Annotated in this window: 18 protein-coding genes; all 18 read left to right on the forward strand. The window is 63.0% G+C overall.

All coding sequences use genetic code 11. The annotated features are described in order from the left end of the window. The first annotated feature begins 109 nt into the window (after positions 1 to 109). The 18 genes from ACA054_RS11725 to ACA054_RS11810 all read left to right on the forward strand — a co-directional run bounded on the left by ACA054_RS11725 (position 110) and on the right by ACA054_RS11810 (position 15,721). On the forward strand, positions 110 to 2,062 hold the full coding sequence (locus tag ACA054_RS11725; protein WP_497689512.1) for a YncE family protein: 1,953 nt from the start codon (positions 110 to 112) through the stop codon (positions 2,060 to 2,062). Positions 2,063 to 2,075: 13 nt separating this feature from the next. Next, positions 2,076 to 2,732 carry an SCO family protein gene (locus ACA054_RS11730; protein ID WP_497689513.1) on the forward strand — a complete coding sequence of 219 codons (657 nt, stop codon included), beginning with the start codon at positions 2,076 to 2,078 and terminating at the stop codon, positions 2,730 to 2,732. After that, positions 2,729 to 3,361 (forward strand): SCO family protein, encoded by a 633-nt coding sequence (locus ACA054_RS11735; RefSeq protein WP_497689514.1) that lies wholly within the window; start codon positions 2,729 to 2,731, stop codon positions 3,359 to 3,361. Before ACA054_RS11730 ends, ACA054_RS11735 begins: the two co-directional genes overlap by 4 nt. Before the next feature lie 9 nt (positions 3,362 to 3,370). Beyond that, the gene (locus ACA054_RS11740) at positions 3,371 to 4,921 is read left to right on the forward strand and encodes a cytochrome c/ABC transporter substrate-binding protein (RefSeq protein ID WP_497689515.1); all 1,551 of its coding nucleotides are present in this window, start codon (positions 3,371 to 3,373) and stop codon (positions 4,919 to 4,921) included. A gap of 14 nt (positions 4,922 to 4,935) precedes the next feature. Further along, on the forward strand, positions 4,936 to 5,889 hold the full coding sequence (locus ACA054_RS11745) for a peptidylprolyl isomerase (RefSeq protein WP_497689516.1): 954 nt from the start codon (positions 4,936 to 4,938) through the stop codon (positions 5,887 to 5,889). Positions 5,890 to 6,110: 221 nt separating this feature from the next. Then, positions 6,111 to 6,644, forward strand: a complete 534-nt coding sequence (locus ACA054_RS11750; RefSeq protein ID WP_497689517.1) for a response regulator — start codon at positions 6,111 to 6,113, stop codon at positions 6,642 to 6,644. Positions 6,645 to 6,728: 84 nt separating this feature from the next. Beyond that, positions 6,729 to 8,435, forward strand: coding sequence for a GspE/PulE family protein (locus ACA054_RS11755; protein WP_497689518.1), 1,707 nt, complete (start codon positions 6,729 to 6,731; stop codon positions 8,433 to 8,435). Beyond that, a complete protein-coding gene (locus ACA054_RS11760) occupies positions 8,416 to 9,219 on the forward strand; it encodes a hypothetical protein (protein ID WP_497689519.1) in 804 nt (267 codons plus the stop codon). The genes ACA054_RS11755 and ACA054_RS11760 overlap by 20 nt, the downstream gene beginning before the upstream one ends. Position 9,220: 1 nt before the next feature. Next, the gene (locus tag ACA054_RS11765; protein WP_497689520.1) at positions 9,221 to 9,766 is read left to right on the forward strand and encodes a PilN domain-containing protein; all 546 of its coding nucleotides are present in this window, start codon (positions 9,221 to 9,223) and stop codon (positions 9,764 to 9,766) included. Beyond that, entirely contained in the window at positions 9,753 to 10,301 is a 549-nt protein-coding gene (locus ACA054_RS11770; protein ID WP_497689521.1) for a GspMb/PilO family protein, read from the forward strand. The genes ACA054_RS11765 and ACA054_RS11770 overlap by 14 nt, the downstream gene beginning before the upstream one ends. Continuing rightward, positions 10,301 to 10,819 carry a hypothetical protein gene (locus ACA054_RS11775; protein WP_497689522.1) on the forward strand — a complete coding sequence of 173 codons (519 nt, stop codon included), beginning with the start codon at positions 10,301 to 10,303 and terminating at the stop codon, positions 10,817 to 10,819. Before ACA054_RS11770 ends, ACA054_RS11775 begins: the two co-directional genes overlap by 1 nt. Further along, positions 10,816 to 12,648 carry a secretin GspD/PilQ domain-containing protein gene (locus tag ACA054_RS11780; protein ID WP_497689523.1) on the forward strand — a complete coding sequence of 611 codons (1,833 nt, stop codon included), beginning with the start codon at positions 10,816 to 10,818 and terminating at the stop codon, positions 12,646 to 12,648. Before ACA054_RS11775 ends, ACA054_RS11780 begins: the two co-directional genes overlap by 4 nt. A 2-nt stretch (positions 12,649 to 12,650) precedes the next feature. Continuing rightward, positions 12,651 to 13,124: a type II secretion system protein gene (locus ACA054_RS11785; protein WP_497689524.1), complete on the forward strand. Its 474-nt coding sequence runs from the start codon at positions 12,651 to 12,653 to the stop codon at positions 13,122 to 13,124. A 4-nt stretch (positions 13,125 to 13,128) separates the two neighbouring features. Beyond that, a complete protein-coding gene (locus ACA054_RS11790) occupies positions 13,129 to 13,503 on the forward strand; it encodes a type II secretion system protein (protein WP_497689525.1) in 375 nt (124 codons plus the stop codon). Then, positions 13,478 to 14,017, forward strand: coding sequence for a type II secretion system protein (locus ACA054_RS11795; RefSeq protein ID WP_497689526.1), 540 nt, complete (start codon positions 13,478 to 13,480; stop codon positions 14,015 to 14,017). The genes ACA054_RS11790 and ACA054_RS11795 overlap by 26 nt, the downstream gene beginning before the upstream one ends. Continuing rightward, on the forward strand, positions 14,014 to 14,403 hold the full coding sequence (gene csgE / locus ACA054_RS11800; RefSeq protein ID WP_497689527.1) for a curli production assembly/transport protein CsgE: 390 nt from the start codon (positions 14,014 to 14,016) through the stop codon (positions 14,401 to 14,403). The genes ACA054_RS11795 and csgE overlap by 4 nt, the downstream gene beginning before the upstream one ends. Continuing rightward, positions 14,400 to 14,819 carry a curli assembly protein CsgF gene (locus ACA054_RS11805; protein ID WP_497689528.1) on the forward strand — a complete coding sequence of 140 codons (420 nt, stop codon included), beginning with the start codon at positions 14,400 to 14,402 and terminating at the stop codon, positions 14,817 to 14,819. The genes csgE and ACA054_RS11805 overlap by 4 nt, the downstream gene beginning before the upstream one ends. A gap of 29 nt (positions 14,820 to 14,848) precedes the next feature. Next, a complete protein-coding gene (locus ACA054_RS11810) occupies positions 14,849 to 15,721 on the forward strand; it encodes a CsgG/HfaB family protein (protein ID WP_497689529.1) in 873 nt (290 codons plus the stop codon). Positions 15,722 to 16,893: the final 1,172 nt, after the last annotated feature.

A 16,893-nucleotide genomic window follows, 5' to 3' on the forward strand; every position in this document is an offset into this window, starting at 1 on the left:
GGCGGAGTGTCAGACACATCAATGTTGGATGTGCTGGCCTCTTCGCGAGCAGGCTCGCTCCCACAGGGGGGCGCGGTGAAGCAGGCATAGATCTGAAGGGGAGAGTGACATGAACAGGACCATCAAAATCGCCAGCGTTGCGCTGATCGTCGGGGTAGCACTGATCTGGGTCGGGGTATGGCGCACGTCGCCCCCGACCCTGCTCAGCGACATCGCGCTACCCAACACCTGGACCGAGCAGACGCTTGAACGCGACGGCGTGTCGGTGGCACTCGAAGTGCGGCCGCTGGCCGAAGGCGGCGTGTTGCGCGAGGGTGAATTTGCCGACGTGCGTTTCAACGTCACCGACAAGGCCTCGGGCCAACCGCTGGCGGGTGTCGCCCCCGGCGCCTGGATCGACCCGCAAACCCCCGTCGCCGACCAGGCCCAGGGCCGCGAACAGAGCTGCAAGGCCCGGGTCGGGGTGTTTCTCAAATCGAGTATCGGCGCACGGCCGCTGCTCGATCTCAACAGCTACTTCCTGATGGTGATGAACCGCGATGCCAGCGTCTCGGTGGTTGATCCATCGGTCTCGGTGGGTGGCATCACCAGCACCCTAACCCGCATTAATATCAAGCAACCGCCAATGGATTGGGTCACCCCCAGGGACAACAAGCGGGTCTTTGTGTCGATGCCGACGGCGGGGGAAGTTGCGGTGATCGACAGTGAACAATTCAAGCTGGTTGATTCGGTAGCCGCTGGCAGCAACCCGGTGCGCGTGGCCTTGCAACCGGACGAGCGCCTGCTGTGGGTCGGCAACAATGCCCCGTCGGCGGAGCTTTCCGGGGTCACGGTGATCGACACTGGTAGCTTGAAAACCCTCAAGCACCTGGCAACCGGCAGCGGTCATCACGAAATCGCCTTCAGCAAGGACAGCCGCTTCGCCTTTGTCACCAACCGCGACGACGGCACCGTCAGCATCATCGATGTCGCCACCTTGACCATCGCCAAGCAGCTCAAGACCGGTTCGCACCCGCTGTCGGTGGTGTACTCGCCACTGTCCGGCGCGGCCTATGTGGCCGATGGCAAGGACGGCACGGTCACCGTGGTCGACGCCGCGAACCAGTCGGTGCGGCGGGTGATCAAGATCAAGCAGGGCCTCGGCCCGATGGGCTTCAGCGCCGACGGCCGTTTCGGCATCGTGCTCAATACCCTGGAGAACCAGGCGGCGGTGATCGACGCGGCCACCGATTCGCTGATCCATGAACTGGACGTGTCCGCCGAACCCTATCAAGTGGTGTTCACCAAGGCCTATGCCTATGTGCGCGGACTGGCCTCGGCCAAGGTGACGATGATCAACCTGGCGTCCCTGGGTGAAGGCCGCAAGCCGATCAGCCAGGGGTTCGAAGCCGGGCCGCAGCCGCCGCGGCTGGCCGGTGACTTGCCGCTGGCGTCGAGCCTGGCGGTGTCGCGCGACGACAACGCGGTGTTTGTGGTCAACCCGGTGGACAACACCACTTACTTCTACGCCGAAGGCATGAACGCGCCGATGTCCGGCTACCCCAATCGCGGGCAAGTGGCGCGGGCGGCGCTGGTCATCGACCGCAGCCTGCGCGAAGTCGAGCCAGGGCTGTACAGCGCGCGGATCAAGCTGCCGACGGCGGGGCGCTTTGACGTGGCGTTCCTGCTCAATCAGCCGAACATCATCCATTGCTTCAGCGCGGTGGTTGAGGCGAACGACAAACTCCCACCCGTGGCCGGTGTGCCGAAGGTGGAGTTCATGCTCGACAAATCCACGGCCGCCCTGGGTAGCCCTTATGTCGTGCGCTTTCGCATCGTCCAGGGCAAACAGAAGGTCCAGCGCAGCGGGGTCAAGGACGTACAGGTGCGCTACTTCCTGGCGCCGAGTTCACGGCCTCAGCACGTCGCAGCAGTGGACGTCGGCAATGGAATTTATGAAGCCCCGGTCACCCTCGACCGGAAAGGCGCCTGGTACCTGCACGTGCGTGCGGCGTCCCTGGGTGCGAATTTTGACGACCAGACTTTTGCCAGCGTTCGGGTGACACCCGGCGAAGCTCATTGAAGAGGACATCGACATGAAGCGATTTGCACACCGTGGACTGCTGACACTCTGCCTGTTGGCCGCCAGTATCGGCCAGGCCCTGGCCCACTCGGCCGATGAACATGCCGGCCACAAAATGGCGGCCAAAAGCACCAGTTCCGAGACCGCCCAGATCAAGTTTGCCGACGTCGCGCTGGTGGACCAGAACGGTAAGACCGTGCGCCTGGAAAAAGACCTGGTGGCCGACAAGATCGTGGTCATGAGCTTCATCTACACCAGTTGCACCACGGTCTGCCCGGTGGTGTCCTCGATCATGGGCAAGGTGCAGAAACAGCTGGGCGCACGGGTCGGTACCGAGGTGCAGCTGGTGTCGATCAGCATCGATCCGCAGCGCGATGACGCCAAGCGCCTGAACGACTACGCCCGCGCCTTCCAGAACGGTCCGGGCTGGAGCTGGTTGACCGGCTCCACGCAGTCGGTCAACGAAACCCTCAAGGGCCTGGGCAGCTTCAGTGGCGACTTCAAGAATCATGCACCGCTGATCCTCGTGGGGGACGGCAACAGCCGCCACTGGACCCGCTACTACGGCTTCACCGACCCGAGCATATTGACCCGGCAAGTGGAGAAGCTCAGTGGTGAACGCAACGCCCATGCCAAACACACCGCCATCGCCATGGAGCATCAGCCATGAGACTTCTCGACTGGATCGCCCTGAGTATCTGTTCGTGCCTCGCAAGCTCCCTGGCCCTGGCCCACGAAGGGCATGAGCAAGCGGCGCCTGCCTCCGCCACGGTGGCGGCCGCCGCACAGCCGGCCGGTGGCACCCGCGATGCCAAGACCTGGTTCACCGACACGCCGTTGCAGGACCAGAACGGCAATATCCTGCGTTTCTACAGCGACGCGCTGCACAACCGCGTGGTGCTGCTCAATGTGATTTTCACCAGTTGCACCGATGCCTGCCCCTTGATCACCCAGAAGCTCAAGCAAGTGCGCGAAGTGCTGGGCGACAAGGCGGACGGCATCATCTTTATCTCCCTTACCAGTGATCCGCTGCGGGACACCCCGGCGGTACTCAAGGCTTACACCTTGAAGCAGGGCGTCGATGAGCCCCACTGGCTTTTTCTTACCGGCGACAAAGCGCAGATGGACCTGGTCCTGGGGCGCATCGGCCAGGTCATACCGTCCCCCGAGCAGCACTCCACCCAGTTGGTCGTCGGTGACGTGGCGAACAAGCGCTGGAGCAAGATCCGTCCCGATGCCCCGGCCGCCGCCATTGCCCAGCGCTTGCAGTTGCTGGCAATGCCCGTGGCCGGCCGTTGAGTCCGGGCCATGAAAAACGCCCTGATCCTCGGCCTGCTTATCCTCGGTGGCATCAGCCTGAGCGCCCAGGCGTTACCGCTGACGCCCGGCGAAAGCGCCGGCAAACGCCTGTACCGCGAGGGCGTTTCAGCCAGCGGTGAGCCGATCATGGCCCGGATCGGGGCGGCGGGCATGCTGCTGCCGGCCACCAGCCTGCCGTGCGCCAACTGCCACGGCAGCGATGGCCTGGGGCGTCCGGAAGGCGGGGTGCGCCCGCCGGACCTGAGCTGGTCGCGGCTGTCCAGCACTTACGGTCAACAGCAAATCAACGGGCGTGCCTACCCGGCCTATACCGAGGGCACTTTGGCCCGTGCGATCCAGGAGGGGCGGGACCCGGGCAACAACCGCCTCGATTCGGCCATGCCGCGGTTCGTCCTGTCGATGAGCGATCAACGCAACCTTACGGCGTACCTCAAGCGCCTGGCCGATGACCGCGATCCAGGCCTGAGCCCCGACAGCCTGCACCTGGGCACCTTGCTGCCGAGCACCGGCGTGTTGGGCGCGGAGGGCGCTACCGTGGCCGCGGTGCTCAGGGGCAGCGTGGCGCGGATCAACGAAGCGGGCGGGATTCATGGCCGGCAGTTGCGCCTGACCATCCTTGACCCAGGTCCCGACCGTGTCAGCGCCGAGCAGGCGCTGGACCAGTTGATCGAACAGGACCGGATTTTCGCGCTGGTCGCACCACTGGTGCCGGCGCTGAATGCTGAGCTGGCCCCGCGTCTGGAACAGGCCGGCGTGCCCCTGATCGGGCCGCTGTCATGGCAAGGCACGGCCCAGGCCAGCCGGCAGATTTTCGAACCGCTGCCGGGGCTGCGCGAACAGATGATTGCGCTGGCCAACTACGCCGCCACCAGCCTGCGTGTGCTGCAAGGACCCACGTTGATCGCCTACCCGAACGAGCCGGGCCAGCGCCTGGCAGCCGAGAAGCTTGCCCAGTATCTGCAGGACAACGCCTGGCAGAAAGTGCACCTGCAAGCCTACGAGTCGGCACAGGACGAATTGCCACTGGGCTCGCGCTCGGTGTTCTACATGGGCAGCAGTGGCGGTTTCAGTCGCCTGGCCGAGCGCTTGCAGACCGCGGGCCAGGTGCCCTACCTGTTCGCCGCCTCGAATCAGGTGGCGGGCGATCTGTTGCAGGTACCCAGTGGTTTTTCCCGGCGGGTGTTCCTGGCGTATCCGTTCGTGCCCAGCGACTGGACGAAGAGCGGGCGCACAGCCCTGACCCAATTGCGCGAGCGCCAGAAGCTCGGTGGCGAACACGCGGTCCTGCAGGTCGGGGCGTACAGTTCGATGCTGCTGCTCAGCGAGGGCATGAAACAGGCGGGGCGCGATGCCAGCCGGGAAAAACTGATCAGTGCCCTGGAAGGCCTGCATGACTTCGATACCGGCCTGACCCCGCTGATCAGTTTCGGGCCGGGCCGACGCCTGGGCCTGAGCGGCGCCCACGTGGTCACCGTGGACCTGCCAGACCAGCGCTTCTATCTGGTCGCCCCCTACAAACCCATTGCCGCCATACCCTGAGCCGGAGGCCGAAGATGAAACTCACGACTGTATTGGTGCTGTTGACCCTGTGGGTGCCCGCCGCGTTTTGCAGCAGTGGCCCGGCCGTGGCAAGGGTCAATGGCGAGGAAATTTCCCAGCTGCGCCTGGAGCGCTATTTCGCCGAATACCTGGAGGATCAGGGCCGGGCGGTCGCCAGCATCCGCAGTCCGAGCGCCTACAAACAGCTGCGCAAGGCGGCGCTGGACGCCCTGATCGACAAGGAGCTGCTCTGGCAGGAAGCGGTCAAGCGCGGGGTGGTGATCAGCGATGCCACGGTGCAAGACCAGGTCGACCAGACCCGCCAAGCCATGGGGGGCGCGCAGGTGTTCGCCCGGCGCCTGGAAGACGCCGGTTTCGATGAGGCCGCTTACATCGAGTACACCCGCCGCGATCTGGCGGCGCAGCAGATGTTTGCCGAACTCACCAGGGTCAACGAGCCGGACGAAAACCAGGTGCGGGCGTTTTATCAGGAACACCGCGCCGAGATGAACCGGCCCGAGGAAATCCAGGTCAGGCATATCCTGATCAAAGTGCCTCAGGGTGCGGATGCTTCCACAGTCGAAGCCGCGAGACTACGCTTGGAGGCAATGCGCACGACGATTGGTGAAGGCGCTGACTTTGCCAGCGTCGCCCGCAGCGGTTCCGAAGACGCTTCGGCCAGCGCAGGTGGCGACCTGGGTTACTTTGCCCGGGGGCGCATGATGCCGGAGTTCGAAGCCGCGGCCTTTGCCCTGAAACCTGGGGCCGTCAGCGAGCCGGTGCGCACGGCGGTGGGATGGCATTTGATCTTGTTACAGAACCGATTGGAGGCTGCCGATGTCTCAGAAGAACAAGGACTTGACATGGTTCGGGCTTACCTTGCCCGACAGAAACAGGTCCAGGCGCGTCTGCAGACGCTGGCGCAGCTGCGTTCCAGCAACAGGATCGAACGGATTGACGACGAATGAGCTTTCCCCAACAGTGGGGGAAAGCGTTGATGCACATCCGTTCGCTTTCCCCCGTTTTTGGGGGGTGGGGCATGTGGACGCAAGGGCATTGCTTTTAAATTCAAGGACATGAATACATAAAATTACCGGCACTCAGCCTGGCATGAAGTGTGCGTTAGACCTATCAAGGCGCGCACTCCACCAGGTTCGGAACTCGGACCTGCAGTTTCAAGGAGTCCACCTTGTTAAACAAAGTACTGGTTGTTGATGACGAACAGCTGCTGGCGGAAAACCTCCAGGGTTACCTGCAGGCGCAAGCGCTGGAAGTCCGGATTGCTCACGACGGTGCGCAAGCAATCGCCGAAGCCGGCGATTTCGCACCCGATGTGATGGTGTTCGATTACCGCTTGCCCGATATGGAAGGCTTTGAGGTGCTCGATGCCGTCCGCCAGAACAGGAAGTGTCATTTTGTGCTGATCACGGGGCACCCCACCGCAGAGGTTTGCGAGAAGGCCCGGCAACTGGGAGTCAGCCACATCCTGTTCAAACCCTTTCCGATGGCGGAACTGGCGCGTGCAGTGCTTGATCTTCTGGGGCGGCAGCGCGAACCCAAAACGGGTGTGAGCAGTGCCGAAGGCTTTGTCGAACGACGCCAGAGCAGGACCGAAAGTTTCCCGCTGCAGTTGTACGACGGTAGTTGGGTGCTTGCAGATCGCCGACGAAGTAACTCGGCCTCCACAGCGCCAGACGACAAACAATTGCTCACCGGGGAGTAATGGCGCGACAAGAGGTTCCGGCATTTGCCGCAATTGCTCGCCGCGCCGACAGGGCTCTAAGCCCCGGGTGTTGGAGAGCAAGCCATGGACCGTCTATCCCTTGTCGTCGATGCGCCACCGCTGGATTGTGTACCCACTCGATTTTCCAGTGAGCAATTGGCCGAGGCCCGTTCCCGGGCCGGCAGTTCCGGCGAGCGGATGCTCGAAGCTCTCGGGGAGCTCTGCGAACTGGCCCCCATGCCCTTTATCCAGTGCCTCGGTGCGACCCTGCACTATCCGGTGCTCGACACCGACAGCCTGTTTCAATCCACTCCGGTGTTCGACCGGGTCACCCTGGCCCAATGCCTCAAGCGCGAATTCACCCTGCTGCGTCACGACGACGCGGTCATTGGCGTGTTTGCCGACCCCTTCGACAGCGCTCGCCTGGCCTGGATCGACGACTGCCTGCACGGCGCGCCGCTGTACCTGGTGCATGCCGACGACCTGAAAGCCTACCTGGCGCGCCACGAAGAGAGCTTCCACGCGGTGGAATCGCTCAACGCCCAGGCCGACGGCAAAACCGAGATCGACACCCTGCAAAGCCTGTCGCTGACCAGCATCAGCGAAGACTCGAGCGTGGTGGTCAAGCTGGTCAACTCGACCCTCTACGATGCGCTGAAGATGCACGCCAGCGACATCCACCTGGGCACCACCGGCAGCGGCCTGGTGATCAAGTACCGCATCGATGGCGTGCTCAACAACATCAGCAAGATCCAGGGCAACGAGTTCGCCGAGCAGGTGATTTCCCGGGTCAAGGTCATGGCCGAACTGGACATCGGCGAAAAACGCGTGCCCCAGGACGGTCGCTTCAAGATCGGCATCAGCGGCCGGCAGATCGACTTCCGGGTGTCGATCATGCCGAGCATTTTCGGCGAGGACGCGGTGCTGCGGGTGCTCGACAAACAGGACCTGGCCGACAAGGTCTGCGGCGTGCAGTTGCAGGCACTGGGCTTTGAAGAGGAAACCTTGCGCCAGCTGCGCCGCCTCGCCGCCGAACCCTACGGCATGGTGCTGGTCACCGGCCCCACCGGTAGCGGCAAGACCACCACGCTGTACGCGATGATCACCGAGATCAACCACGGCGTGGACAAGATCATTACCATTGAAGACCCGGTGGAATACCAACTGCCGGGCGTGCTGCAAATCCCGGTCAACGAAAAGAAAGGCCTGACCTTCGCCCGCGGCCTGCGCTCGATCCTGCGCCACGACCCGGACAAGATCATGGTCGGTGAGATCCGCGACCCTGACACTGCCCAGATCGCCGTGCAATCGGCACTCACCGGGCACTTGGTGTTCACCACCATCCACGCCAACAACGTGTTCGACGTGATCGGCCGTTTCACCCAGATGGAAATCGACCCCTACAGCCTGGTCTCCGCGCTCAATGCGGTACTGGCCCAGCGCCTGATCCGCCTGGTCTGCAGTGCTTGCAGCGCGCCGTATACGCCGACCGAAGAAGAGCTGCAAAGCTCGGGCCTTGACCCGCAACAGGTCGACCACTACCGGTTTGTCCACGGCAAGGGTTGCGGACATTGCCGTGGTACCGGCTACCGCGGACGCAGCGCGATTGCCGAGTTGCTGCACCTGGACGACGAACTGCGGCAAATGATCGTCGAGCGCCAACCCATTTCGAAAATCAAGGCCCACGCCTGCAAACGTGGCTTGCGCCTGTTGCGCGAATCGGCGCTGGAACTGGTGCAACAAGGCCGAACTACTCTCGAGGAGATCAATCGTGTCACTTTTATCTCGTGAGCGTTATGTCGCCGTGCTCGGCGCCAGTGGTGTCGGCCTCGGTCAGCGTCAAGGTGGCGACACCCTGTGGCTGGGCAGCGTCGGCTTCATCGATGAAGGATTCATGGCCTGGACGGTCGCCCTGGAAACCCTCGACCGCCTGCTGGGTGAACATGCCCGCGCCGGTGCCGAGTTGACCGTGGTGGTCTCCGGCCACTTCAGCCGGTTTTGCCTGGTGCCCTGGAGCGAGCAGATCAGCAGCCCCGACGAACTGCGGGGGTTTGCCCAGCTGTGCTTCGAAGACCTCTACGGGGTACCGAATCAACCCTGGAGCCTGGTGCTCTCGGCCGAACCTGCCGGCTACGACCGCATTGCGACGGCGTTGCCGCAAGACCTGCTGGACCGTCTGCGCACCCTGGCCAGCGGTCGTGGCCTGCGCCTGCGTTCGGTGCAGCCGTACCTGATGGCGGCGTTCAATCACTTCGACAAAAGCTTCGACGCCGGCGACTTCCTGTTCGTGGTCGCTGAACCGGTGCGCAGCGTGTTGCTGCTGGCCCGCGAAGGTCGCTGGACGGCGGTGCGTTCGGTGGGCAGCAGCGACAGTGATGCGGCACTGACCGCGCTGATCGGTCGCGAAAGCCAGCTGCAGGCTTCCACCAGCGAACGGCCGCTGAACGTTTACCTGCATGCGCCAGCGCGCATCGACTCGCACCCTGAAGTGCCAGGCGTACACCTGCGCACCCTTGAAGAGGGCCGGACAGCCGTACACGATTGCCTGTACGTCATGTCCCGGGCGGTGGCCTGACATGCGCCCCCTGATGCTCGACTTTCAGCCGCGCCGCCGCTCAAGCCCCCTGGGCTGGAGCCTGCTGGCCGGTGGTGTGGTGCTGGCGCTGACCTGCATCCTGTTTCAGCAACACCTCAGCGGGGAGGCCGATCAACAGCAAGGTCATCTGCAAACCACGCAACGCGTGCTCACCGGCGACAACGGCAGCAAGGTCAGCCTGACCCCGGCCGAAACCCGCGAGCAGGCACAGAACCTGGCCGAGATGCGCAAAGTGTCGCAGCAATTGCGCCGCCCCTGGGAGCGTCTGTTCGCCACCCTGGAGGCCATGCCCCGGGACAACATTGCCTTGCTGACCCTGACCCCGGATGCCCGCAAGGGCCAGGTGCGGATCAGCGCCGAGGCGCGCGACCTGGACGCCATGCTCGACTTCCACCGCCGCCTCGAAGCCAGCGACGAGCTGTCCGATGTGTCGCTGCTCAGTCACGAAATCGTCGCCAACGTGCCGGAACACCCGGTGCAATTCAACTTGTCGGCTACCTGGGAGATTGGCGATGCAAATCCCTAGATTGATCGTCCACGAATACCTGCAAAGCCTGGGCGTGCCCGGCCTGGCGGGGCTGGCCATGCTGGTGTTGGCGCTGACCTATGGCCTGTTCGGTTTGTTGCCGGACTGGCAGGCGCTGCAGCACCTGAGCCAACAGACCCAGGACGCCCGTGAATACCTGGCCAAGGTCGAGGAGGGCTCGATCGCAGCGCCAGTCGTGCCGCAACGCCAGCTCGATGATTTCCGCAGCAAATTGCCGACCCAGCCCCAGGCCACCGTCGCCATCGACAAGATCTACGCGCTGGCCGCCCAGGAACGCATCACCCTGTCCCGGGGCGAATACTCGCTGGGTATCGATCCCAAGACCCACCTGGCGCGCTATCAGATCCTGTTGCCGGTGCGGGGCAGCTATCCGCAACTGCGGCGCTTCATGCACGCCTTGCTCGGCCAGTTGCCGGCGGTGGTGGTGGAGGACCTGGAGCTTTCGCGCAAGAAGATCGCCGACACCGACCTGAACGGGCGGATCCGCATGACCCTTTACCTGTCGAGGTCATGATGAACAGCAAACGTGTAGTGGGCTGGGTGGCGTTCTTCGGCGTGGCTGCGGCGCTGACCTGGTTGCCCGAATACTTCAAGCAGGCCGACGACAGTGACGTTGAAATGGCCGCTGTGGCCTCGCCGGCCAAAGGCAAGAGCCGTGGCGCGTTGCCAGCTGCGAAAGCCTCCGGTGCGCCAGTGGCGATCAAGGACCTGAGCCCGGCGGGCGACCTGTTCGCCGCGCGCAGCTGGAAGGCCGCACCGGTCCTGGCCAGCGTCACCGAACAAGCTGTCAACGTTGCACCGGTGGTGCAGGTCCCCACTGCACCGCCCATGCCTTTCCAGTTTATCGGCCGGATGAATGACCGCACCGACCTGCAAGTGTTTTTGCAGAACGGCGAAAAGATCTACGTCGTGCGCAAAGGGGATGTGATCGACGAAACATGGAAGATCGAGGGGATTTCCGATCTGGAACTGAGCCTGGTCTATTTGCCTCTGCATTTGTCCCAGACTTTGTCTGTGGGGAGCGCGCAATGAACAAATCCCGTTTGCTGATGAGCCTCTGTCTCTGCGCAGGGCTGGCCGCCTGCAGCTCGGCGCAGGTTGCCAAGGAAGAAGCCTCTGAGCTGATCGAACAGGGGCAATACGAAGCCGGACTGGCCCGGATCGAGGAGGGCCTGCGGGAAAACCCTCGCGACACCGAACTGCACATTGCGCTCAACAGCTCCCGTGCCCGTTCGGTCACGGCGCTGCTGACCCAGGCCGACATGGACCGCACCCAGCGTGATTTCGCGTCGGCGCGCATGGGGTACGGCCGGGTGTTGACCATCGAGCCGAACAACCGCCGCGCCCAGGACGCCTTGCGCCAGCTCGAACACATGCGCAGCCTCGATGAAAAACTCGAACTGGCCCGTGGCGACCTGCGCCGCGGCGACATCTACGGCGCCGAGCGTCAGGTCAAGCAGATTCTCGACCTGGACCCGAACAACGAAGGCGCCCTGGAACTGCAGGGCAATATCCGCCTGGTGCAGAGCCGCAACGTGGTGGCCTATCCGCAACTGCGCACCCGCCTGGACCGGCCGGTGACCCTGGAATTTCGCGACGCCAACCTCAAGACCATCTTCGAAGTGCTGTCCCAGGTCGCCGGCCTGAACTTCATCTTCGACAAGGACCTGCGCCCGGACATGAAAGCCACCATCTTCGTGCGCGACGTGCGCATCGAAGACGCCGTGGAACTGCTGCTGCAACAGAACCAGCTGCACCAGAAAGTGGTGAACGAAAACACCCTGCTGATCTACCCGGACTCGCCGCAGAAGCTCAAGGATTACCAAGAGCTGGTGATGCGCACCTTCTACCTGACCAGCATCGATGCCAACACCGCGCTGAACATGGTCAAGACCATGCTCAAGACCCGCGACGTGTTCGTCGACGAACGCCTCAACACCCTGACCATGCGCGACACCGGCGACGCCGTGCGCATGGCGGAAAAACTCCTGCAATCGCAGGATCAGTCCAACCCCGAAGTGGTGCTGGAAGTGGAAGTGATGGAAGTCGCCACCCAGCGGATTCTCGACCTGGGCCTGCAATGGCCGAACACCTTTGGCGTGATCAACAGCGACGGTACGGCGGTCAGCGTTCTTGATCAGCTCAAAGGCATCAACTCCAGCCGGATCACTATCCAGCCGTCGCCACAGGCCAAGATCAACGCCCAGGACAAAGACATCAACACCCTGGCCAGCCCGGTCATTCGCGTCAGCAACCGCGAACAGGCGCGCATCCACATCGGTCAGCGCGTGCCGATCATCAGCGCCACGTCGGTGCCGTCGACCCAGGGACCGGTGATCACCGAAAGCGTGACTTACCTGGACGTCGGTCTGAAACTGGAAGTGCAGCCCACCGTGCACCTGAACAACGAAGTGGCGATCAAGGTGGCGCTGGAAGTCAGCAACGCCACGCCACTGGAACCGACCCGCCAGGGCACGATTCCGGTCCAGGTCGACACCCGCAACGCGCAGACCACCCTGCGCCTGCATGACGGCGAAACGCAGATTCTTGCCGGCCTGATGCGCAACGACCATGGTAGCACCGGCAACAAGATTCCTGGTCTTGGCGACATTCCCGGGCTGGGTCGCCTGTTCGGCAGCAACAAGGACGACGTCAGCAAATCCGAGCTGGTGCTGTCGATCACGCCGCGGATCGTGCGCAACCTGCCGTACCAGAGCCCGTCGGACATGGAATTCGCCACCGGCACCGAAACCAGCATGCACATCCAGGCGCCGGACCGCTCGAAGGTCGAAGTCGAAGAGGTGAAAGTCCGTGGCATGAACGCACCGATCGCTACCACCGTCACCGTCGGGAAGCCTTGATCATGAACGCCTCGCAACGCGGTTTTACCTTGATCGAAGTCGTGGTGACGCTGTCCCTGATCGGCCTGCTGGCCGGCATGGCCGCGCCGCTGACCGAGACCGTGGTGCGCCGGGGCAAAGAGCAGGAACTGCGCACCGCGCTGTACCAGATCCGCGATGCCCTCGACGCCTACAAGCGCGCTTTCGACGCCGGTTATATCGAGAAGTCGCTGAACAGCAGCGGCTACCCGCCGAACCTGCAGGTGCTGGTGGAAGGGGTGCGTGATGTGCGCAGCGCCAAGGGTGCCAAGTTCTATTTCCTGCGGCGCGTGCCCCATGACCCGCTGGCACCGGTCAAGCGCGACGACGAAGGTGGCTGGGGCCTGCGCTCCTACGACAGTACGGCTCAAAACCCGCGGGACGGCGAGGACGTCTTTGACGTTTACTCCAAGGCCCGGGGCAAGGGGCTCAACGGCATCGCCTACCGGGAGTGGTGAGCATATGCGTCGGGAAAAGGGTTTTACCCTGCTGGAACTGATGGTGGTCATGGCAATCATCGCAACCTTGATGACCATCGCCTTGCCACGCTATTTCAACAGCCTGGAGGCCTCCAAGGAGACCACCCTGCGCCAGAGCCTGTCGGCGATGCGCGAAGCCCTGGATCACTACTACGGTGACACCGGACGCTATCCCGACTCCATCGAGCAGCTGGTTGAACAGCGCTACCTGCGCAATCCGCCGATGGACCCGATATCCGAACGCAAGGACGCCTGGGTCATGGTTGCACCGCCTGACGGCGTGGCCGGCGGTGTCGCCGATATCAAGAGTGGTGCCACAGGGAGGGCGCGTGATGGCAGCCTTTATTCCGAGTGGTAAGCCTGCGGCAGAAGACGGCTTCACCTACCTGGGTGTGCTGTTTCTGATCATGGTAATGGGCATGGGCCTGGCCAGTGCCGGCGAGTTGTGGTCCACCGCCTCACGGCGCGACCGCGAACGCCAATTGCTGTGGGTCGGCACCCAGTACGCCCAGGCACTGCGCAGCTATTACCGCAGTTCGCCAGGCCTGGCCCAGTACCCCAAGGAACTCGCCGACCTGGTGCAGGACCAGCGCTTTCCAAATGCCAAACATCATATCCGCCAGCTGTACCCGGACCCGATCGGTGGCGGTGAATGGTTCCTGATGCGCGGCTTCGACGGACGCATCACCGGCATCAGCAGCCCGTCCACGGACCTGCCGCTCAAACAGGCGGATTTCCCCAGTCAATGGTCGGACTTCAACGGCATGGCCAGCTACAAGGACTGGCAGTTCGTGGCCGAAAAAGCTTTCCTCGATGGCGCCTCCGGCCCGGCCAATGGCCCGGCCCAATCGCCCCAGGCGGTGCAGCCATGAAGCGCTTCTGCCTGGCCATGATCCTGCTGGTGAGCACCGCCGTAACCTGGGCCGGTGAAGAGGACGAAATGCTCGGCTTCATCGTCGACGACACGATCTCGCACATCGGCCACGAATTTTACTACTCGTTCAGTGAACGCCTGCGCGCCACCAGCCCGATGGATTTCAACCTGGTGGTACGCGAACGACCTTCGGCTCGCTGGGGCAGCCTGGTGACCGTGGAATTTCAACAACGACTGGTTTACCGGCGCTTCCTGCCGCCGAACACCGTGGAGCTCAAGGACGAGGCCTATGCTGCCGCCGACTGGGTACGCGGGCAGATTGTCCAGCGCAAGCTGGAAGCCTTGTTGCAGGACACCACGGACCTTGAGAGGGACGAACTATGAAAGCGAAAACGTTTTTGCAGCGCGCCGGTGGATGCTTGCTCGGCCTGGGCGCTTGCGCCCTGGCCCAGGGCACGGAGCTGGTCTACACACCGATCAACCCATCGTTCGGCGGTAACCCGTTGAACGGCACCTGGCTGCTCAACAACGCCCAGGCGCAGAACGACTACGACGATCCCGACTTGAAGGATCGTACCTCGGTGGCCGGGACCTCGGCCCTGGAACGCTTCAGCGCCCAGTTGCAATCGCGCTTGCTGGGGCAACTGCTGGACAACATCTCCACCGGCAACACGGGGAGCCTGTCCACAGACGCTTTTATCGTCAACGTCGTCGACGACTCGGGGGCACTGAGCATTGTCGTGACCGATCGGGCGACCGGCGAAGTTTCGGAAATCCAGGTGAATGGCCTGGCCCCTTGATGGGGCGGCGGACATGGGGAGTTAAGGACATGAAAAAAATAATTGCGCTGGGGCTGATGTTGGCGGCATTACAAGGGTGCAGTCTGCGTGAGCCGATGTCGGCCGAGCAGGACTCCAAAACCCCGACCCTGACCCCAAGGGCCTCGACTTACTACGACTTGATCAACATGCCACGACCCAAGGGCCGGTTGATGGCGGTGGTCTACGGCTTCCGCGACCAGACCGGGCAATACAAGCCGACCCCGGCCAGCTCGTTTTCCACCAGTGTCACCCAGGGCGCGGCGAGCATGCTGATGGACGCCTTGCAGGCCAGCGGCTGGTTCGTGGTGCTGGAGCGCGAAGGGCTGCAGAACCTGTTGACCGAGCGCAAGATCATCCGCGCCTCGCAGAAGAAACCGAACACCCCGGTGAACATCCAGGCTGAACTGCCACCGCTGCAAGCGGCGAACATGATGCTCGAGGGCGGGATCATCGCCTACGACACCAACGTGCGCAGCGGCGGCGAAGGCGCGCGCTACCTGGGCATCGACATTTCCCGGGAGTATCGGGTCGATCAGGTCACGGTGAACCTGCGGGCGGTGGACGTGCGCAGCGGGCAGGTGCTGTCCAACGTCATGACCAGCAAGACCATCTACTCCGTGGCCCGCAGTGCCGGGGTGTTCAAGTTCATCGAGTTCAAGAAGTTGCTTGAAGCCGAGGTGGGCTACACCACCAACGAACCGGCGCAGTTGTGTGTGTTGTCGGCGATCGAGGCGGCGGTGGGGCATATGCTGGCGCAGGGGATCGAGCGGCATTTGTGGCAGGTGGCGGGGGATAATTCCGTGCCTGCGCAAAATGAGACGCTGGATCGGTACCTGACGCAGAACAGGGTGGTGCCGGAGGGTGAGGGGGAGGATGAGTGAGCCGAGGCGGCATTGCGACCCAGTTCCTGCAGATGTACCCCGTCCAATCTGCTGGCTTGTCGGGTCGCCGCATCGCAGCGAAGGCGGCCTTATAGCCGACCAGTCGCTCGCGGCTGTACTTGGACAACTGTAGGAGCTGGCTTGCCAGCGATGGCGGCCTCATTTCCGACCTGACTTTGACGGATGTACTCGAATCAACTGTGGGAGCGAGCCTGCTCGCGAAGGCGGCCTGACAGCCGACCTATTGTTTGTTGACGGAGTACATATCCATTCCTGCGGTAACGGCCACCTATGGTTTCGCTTTTACAGCGAGTCACTTGGAAGAGCCCCAAGTAACCAAGGGCTCTTGCCCCTGGCGTTCGGTGCCTCGCTAATGCTCGGCATGCCCTCGCTCCGGTCCTGCTCCGTGGGCCCGCCGCGATGGGCCATCCTTGGCCCAGCGCGGCTAAACCGGCATCCATGCCGGTTTACCCACTGCGCAGAACCTCCACTCGGCCTCTCGATGTGGCAAGAAAATCAAAAGCCAAAGCCAAAGCCAAAGCCAAAGCCAAAGCAAAAGCGAGGCGGCCTACGAGCCGACCTGATTTTGCAGGTGTGCCCGATCCACTGTGGGCCTGCCAGCGATGGCGGCCTTATAGCCGACCAGTCGCTCGCGGATGTACCCGGTCTACTGTAGGAGCGAGCCTGCTCGCGATGGAGGTCAACGATGACGCGGGGAGCCTGACACCCCGAGGTGCTCTCAGGTTTTTCGCGAGCATGCTCGCTCCTACAGGGCCCGCCGCGATCGGCCATCCATGGCCCAGGGCGTGATGGGGCAAGAAGATCAAAAGCCACAGCAAAAGCCAAAGCGAGGCGGCCGACCGGCCGACCTGATTTCGGGTTTACGTGATTTCCTGTAGGAGCCAGGCTTGCCGGCGAAGGCGGCCTGACAGCCGACCAATCTCTCACGGCTGTCCACGATCAAGGCAATATCCGTAGGAACATTCCGAGGCTACATCGTCTTGCGCCGTTGCCTACAACTACGCCAGAATCCGCCGGCTTGTGCGCCTTGCTCCCCTGGCTCTATTGTCACCCGATCGCTGCCAATTCAGCGATCGGGTTTCGCAGCCCGGATTAATCAAGGCGCTCAGCGCCACCGTTTCCTTTCAGTTGGCGCTTTTGTTCGTCTCCTG

Source organism: Pseudomonas sp. LBUM1653, from assembly GCF_059716115.1.

Excerpts from the sequence above, each read along its gene's own strand:
- ACA054_RS11725 (WP_497689512.1), top strand. The coding sequence starts at position 110 with ATGAACAGGACCATCAAAATCGCCAGCGTTGCGCTGATCGTCGGGGTA.
- ACA054_RS11730 (WP_497689513.1), top strand. The coding sequence starts at position 2,076 with ATGAAGCGATTTGCACACCGTGGACTGCTGACACTCTGCCTGTTGGCC.
- ACA054_RS11735 (WP_497689514.1), top strand. The coding sequence starts at position 2,729 with ATGAGACTTCTCGACTGGATCGCCCTGAGTATCTGTTCGTGCCTCGCA.
- ACA054_RS11740 (WP_497689515.1), top strand. The coding sequence starts at position 3,371 with ATGAAAAACGCCCTGATCCTCGGCCTGCTTATCCTCGGTGGCATCAGC.
- ACA054_RS11745 (WP_497689516.1), top strand. The coding sequence starts at position 4,936 with ATGAAACTCACGACTGTATTGGTGCTGTTGACCCTGTGGGTGCCCGCC.
- ACA054_RS11755 (WP_497689518.1), top strand. The coding sequence starts at position 6,729 with ATGGACCGTCTATCCCTTGTCGTCGATGCGCCACCGCTGGATTGTGTA.
- ACA054_RS11765 (WP_497689520.1), top strand. The coding sequence starts at position 9,221 with ATGCGCCCCCTGATGCTCGACTTTCAGCCGCGCCGCCGCTCAAGCCCC.
- ACA054_RS11770 (WP_497689521.1), top strand. The coding sequence starts at position 9,753 with ATGCAAATCCCTAGATTGATCGTCCACGAATACCTGCAAAGCCTGGGC.
- ACA054_RS11775 (WP_497689522.1), top strand. The coding sequence starts at position 10,301 with ATGAACAGCAAACGTGTAGTGGGCTGGGTGGCGTTCTTCGGCGTGGCT.
- ACA054_RS11780 (WP_497689523.1), top strand. The coding sequence starts at position 10,816 with ATGAACAAATCCCGTTTGCTGATGAGCCTCTGTCTCTGCGCAGGGCTG.
- ACA054_RS11785 (WP_497689524.1), top strand. The coding sequence starts at position 12,651 with ATGAACGCCTCGCAACGCGGTTTTACCTTGATCGAAGTCGTGGTGACG.
- ACA054_RS11790 (WP_497689525.1), top strand. The coding sequence starts at position 13,129 with ATGCGTCGGGAAAAGGGTTTTACCCTGCTGGAACTGATGGTGGTCATG.
- ACA054_RS11795 (WP_497689526.1), top strand. The coding sequence starts at position 13,478 with ATGGCAGCCTTTATTCCGAGTGGTAAGCCTGCGGCAGAAGACGGCTTC.
- csgE (WP_497689527.1), top strand. The coding sequence starts at position 14,014 with ATGAAGCGCTTCTGCCTGGCCATGATCCTGCTGGTGAGCACCGCCGTA.
- ACA054_RS11805 (WP_497689528.1), top strand. The coding sequence starts at position 14,400 with ATGAAAGCGAAAACGTTTTTGCAGCGCGCCGGTGGATGCTTGCTCGGC.
- ACA054_RS11810 (WP_497689529.1), top strand. The coding sequence starts at position 14,849 with ATGAAAAAAATAATTGCGCTGGGGCTGATGTTGGCGGCATTACAAGGG.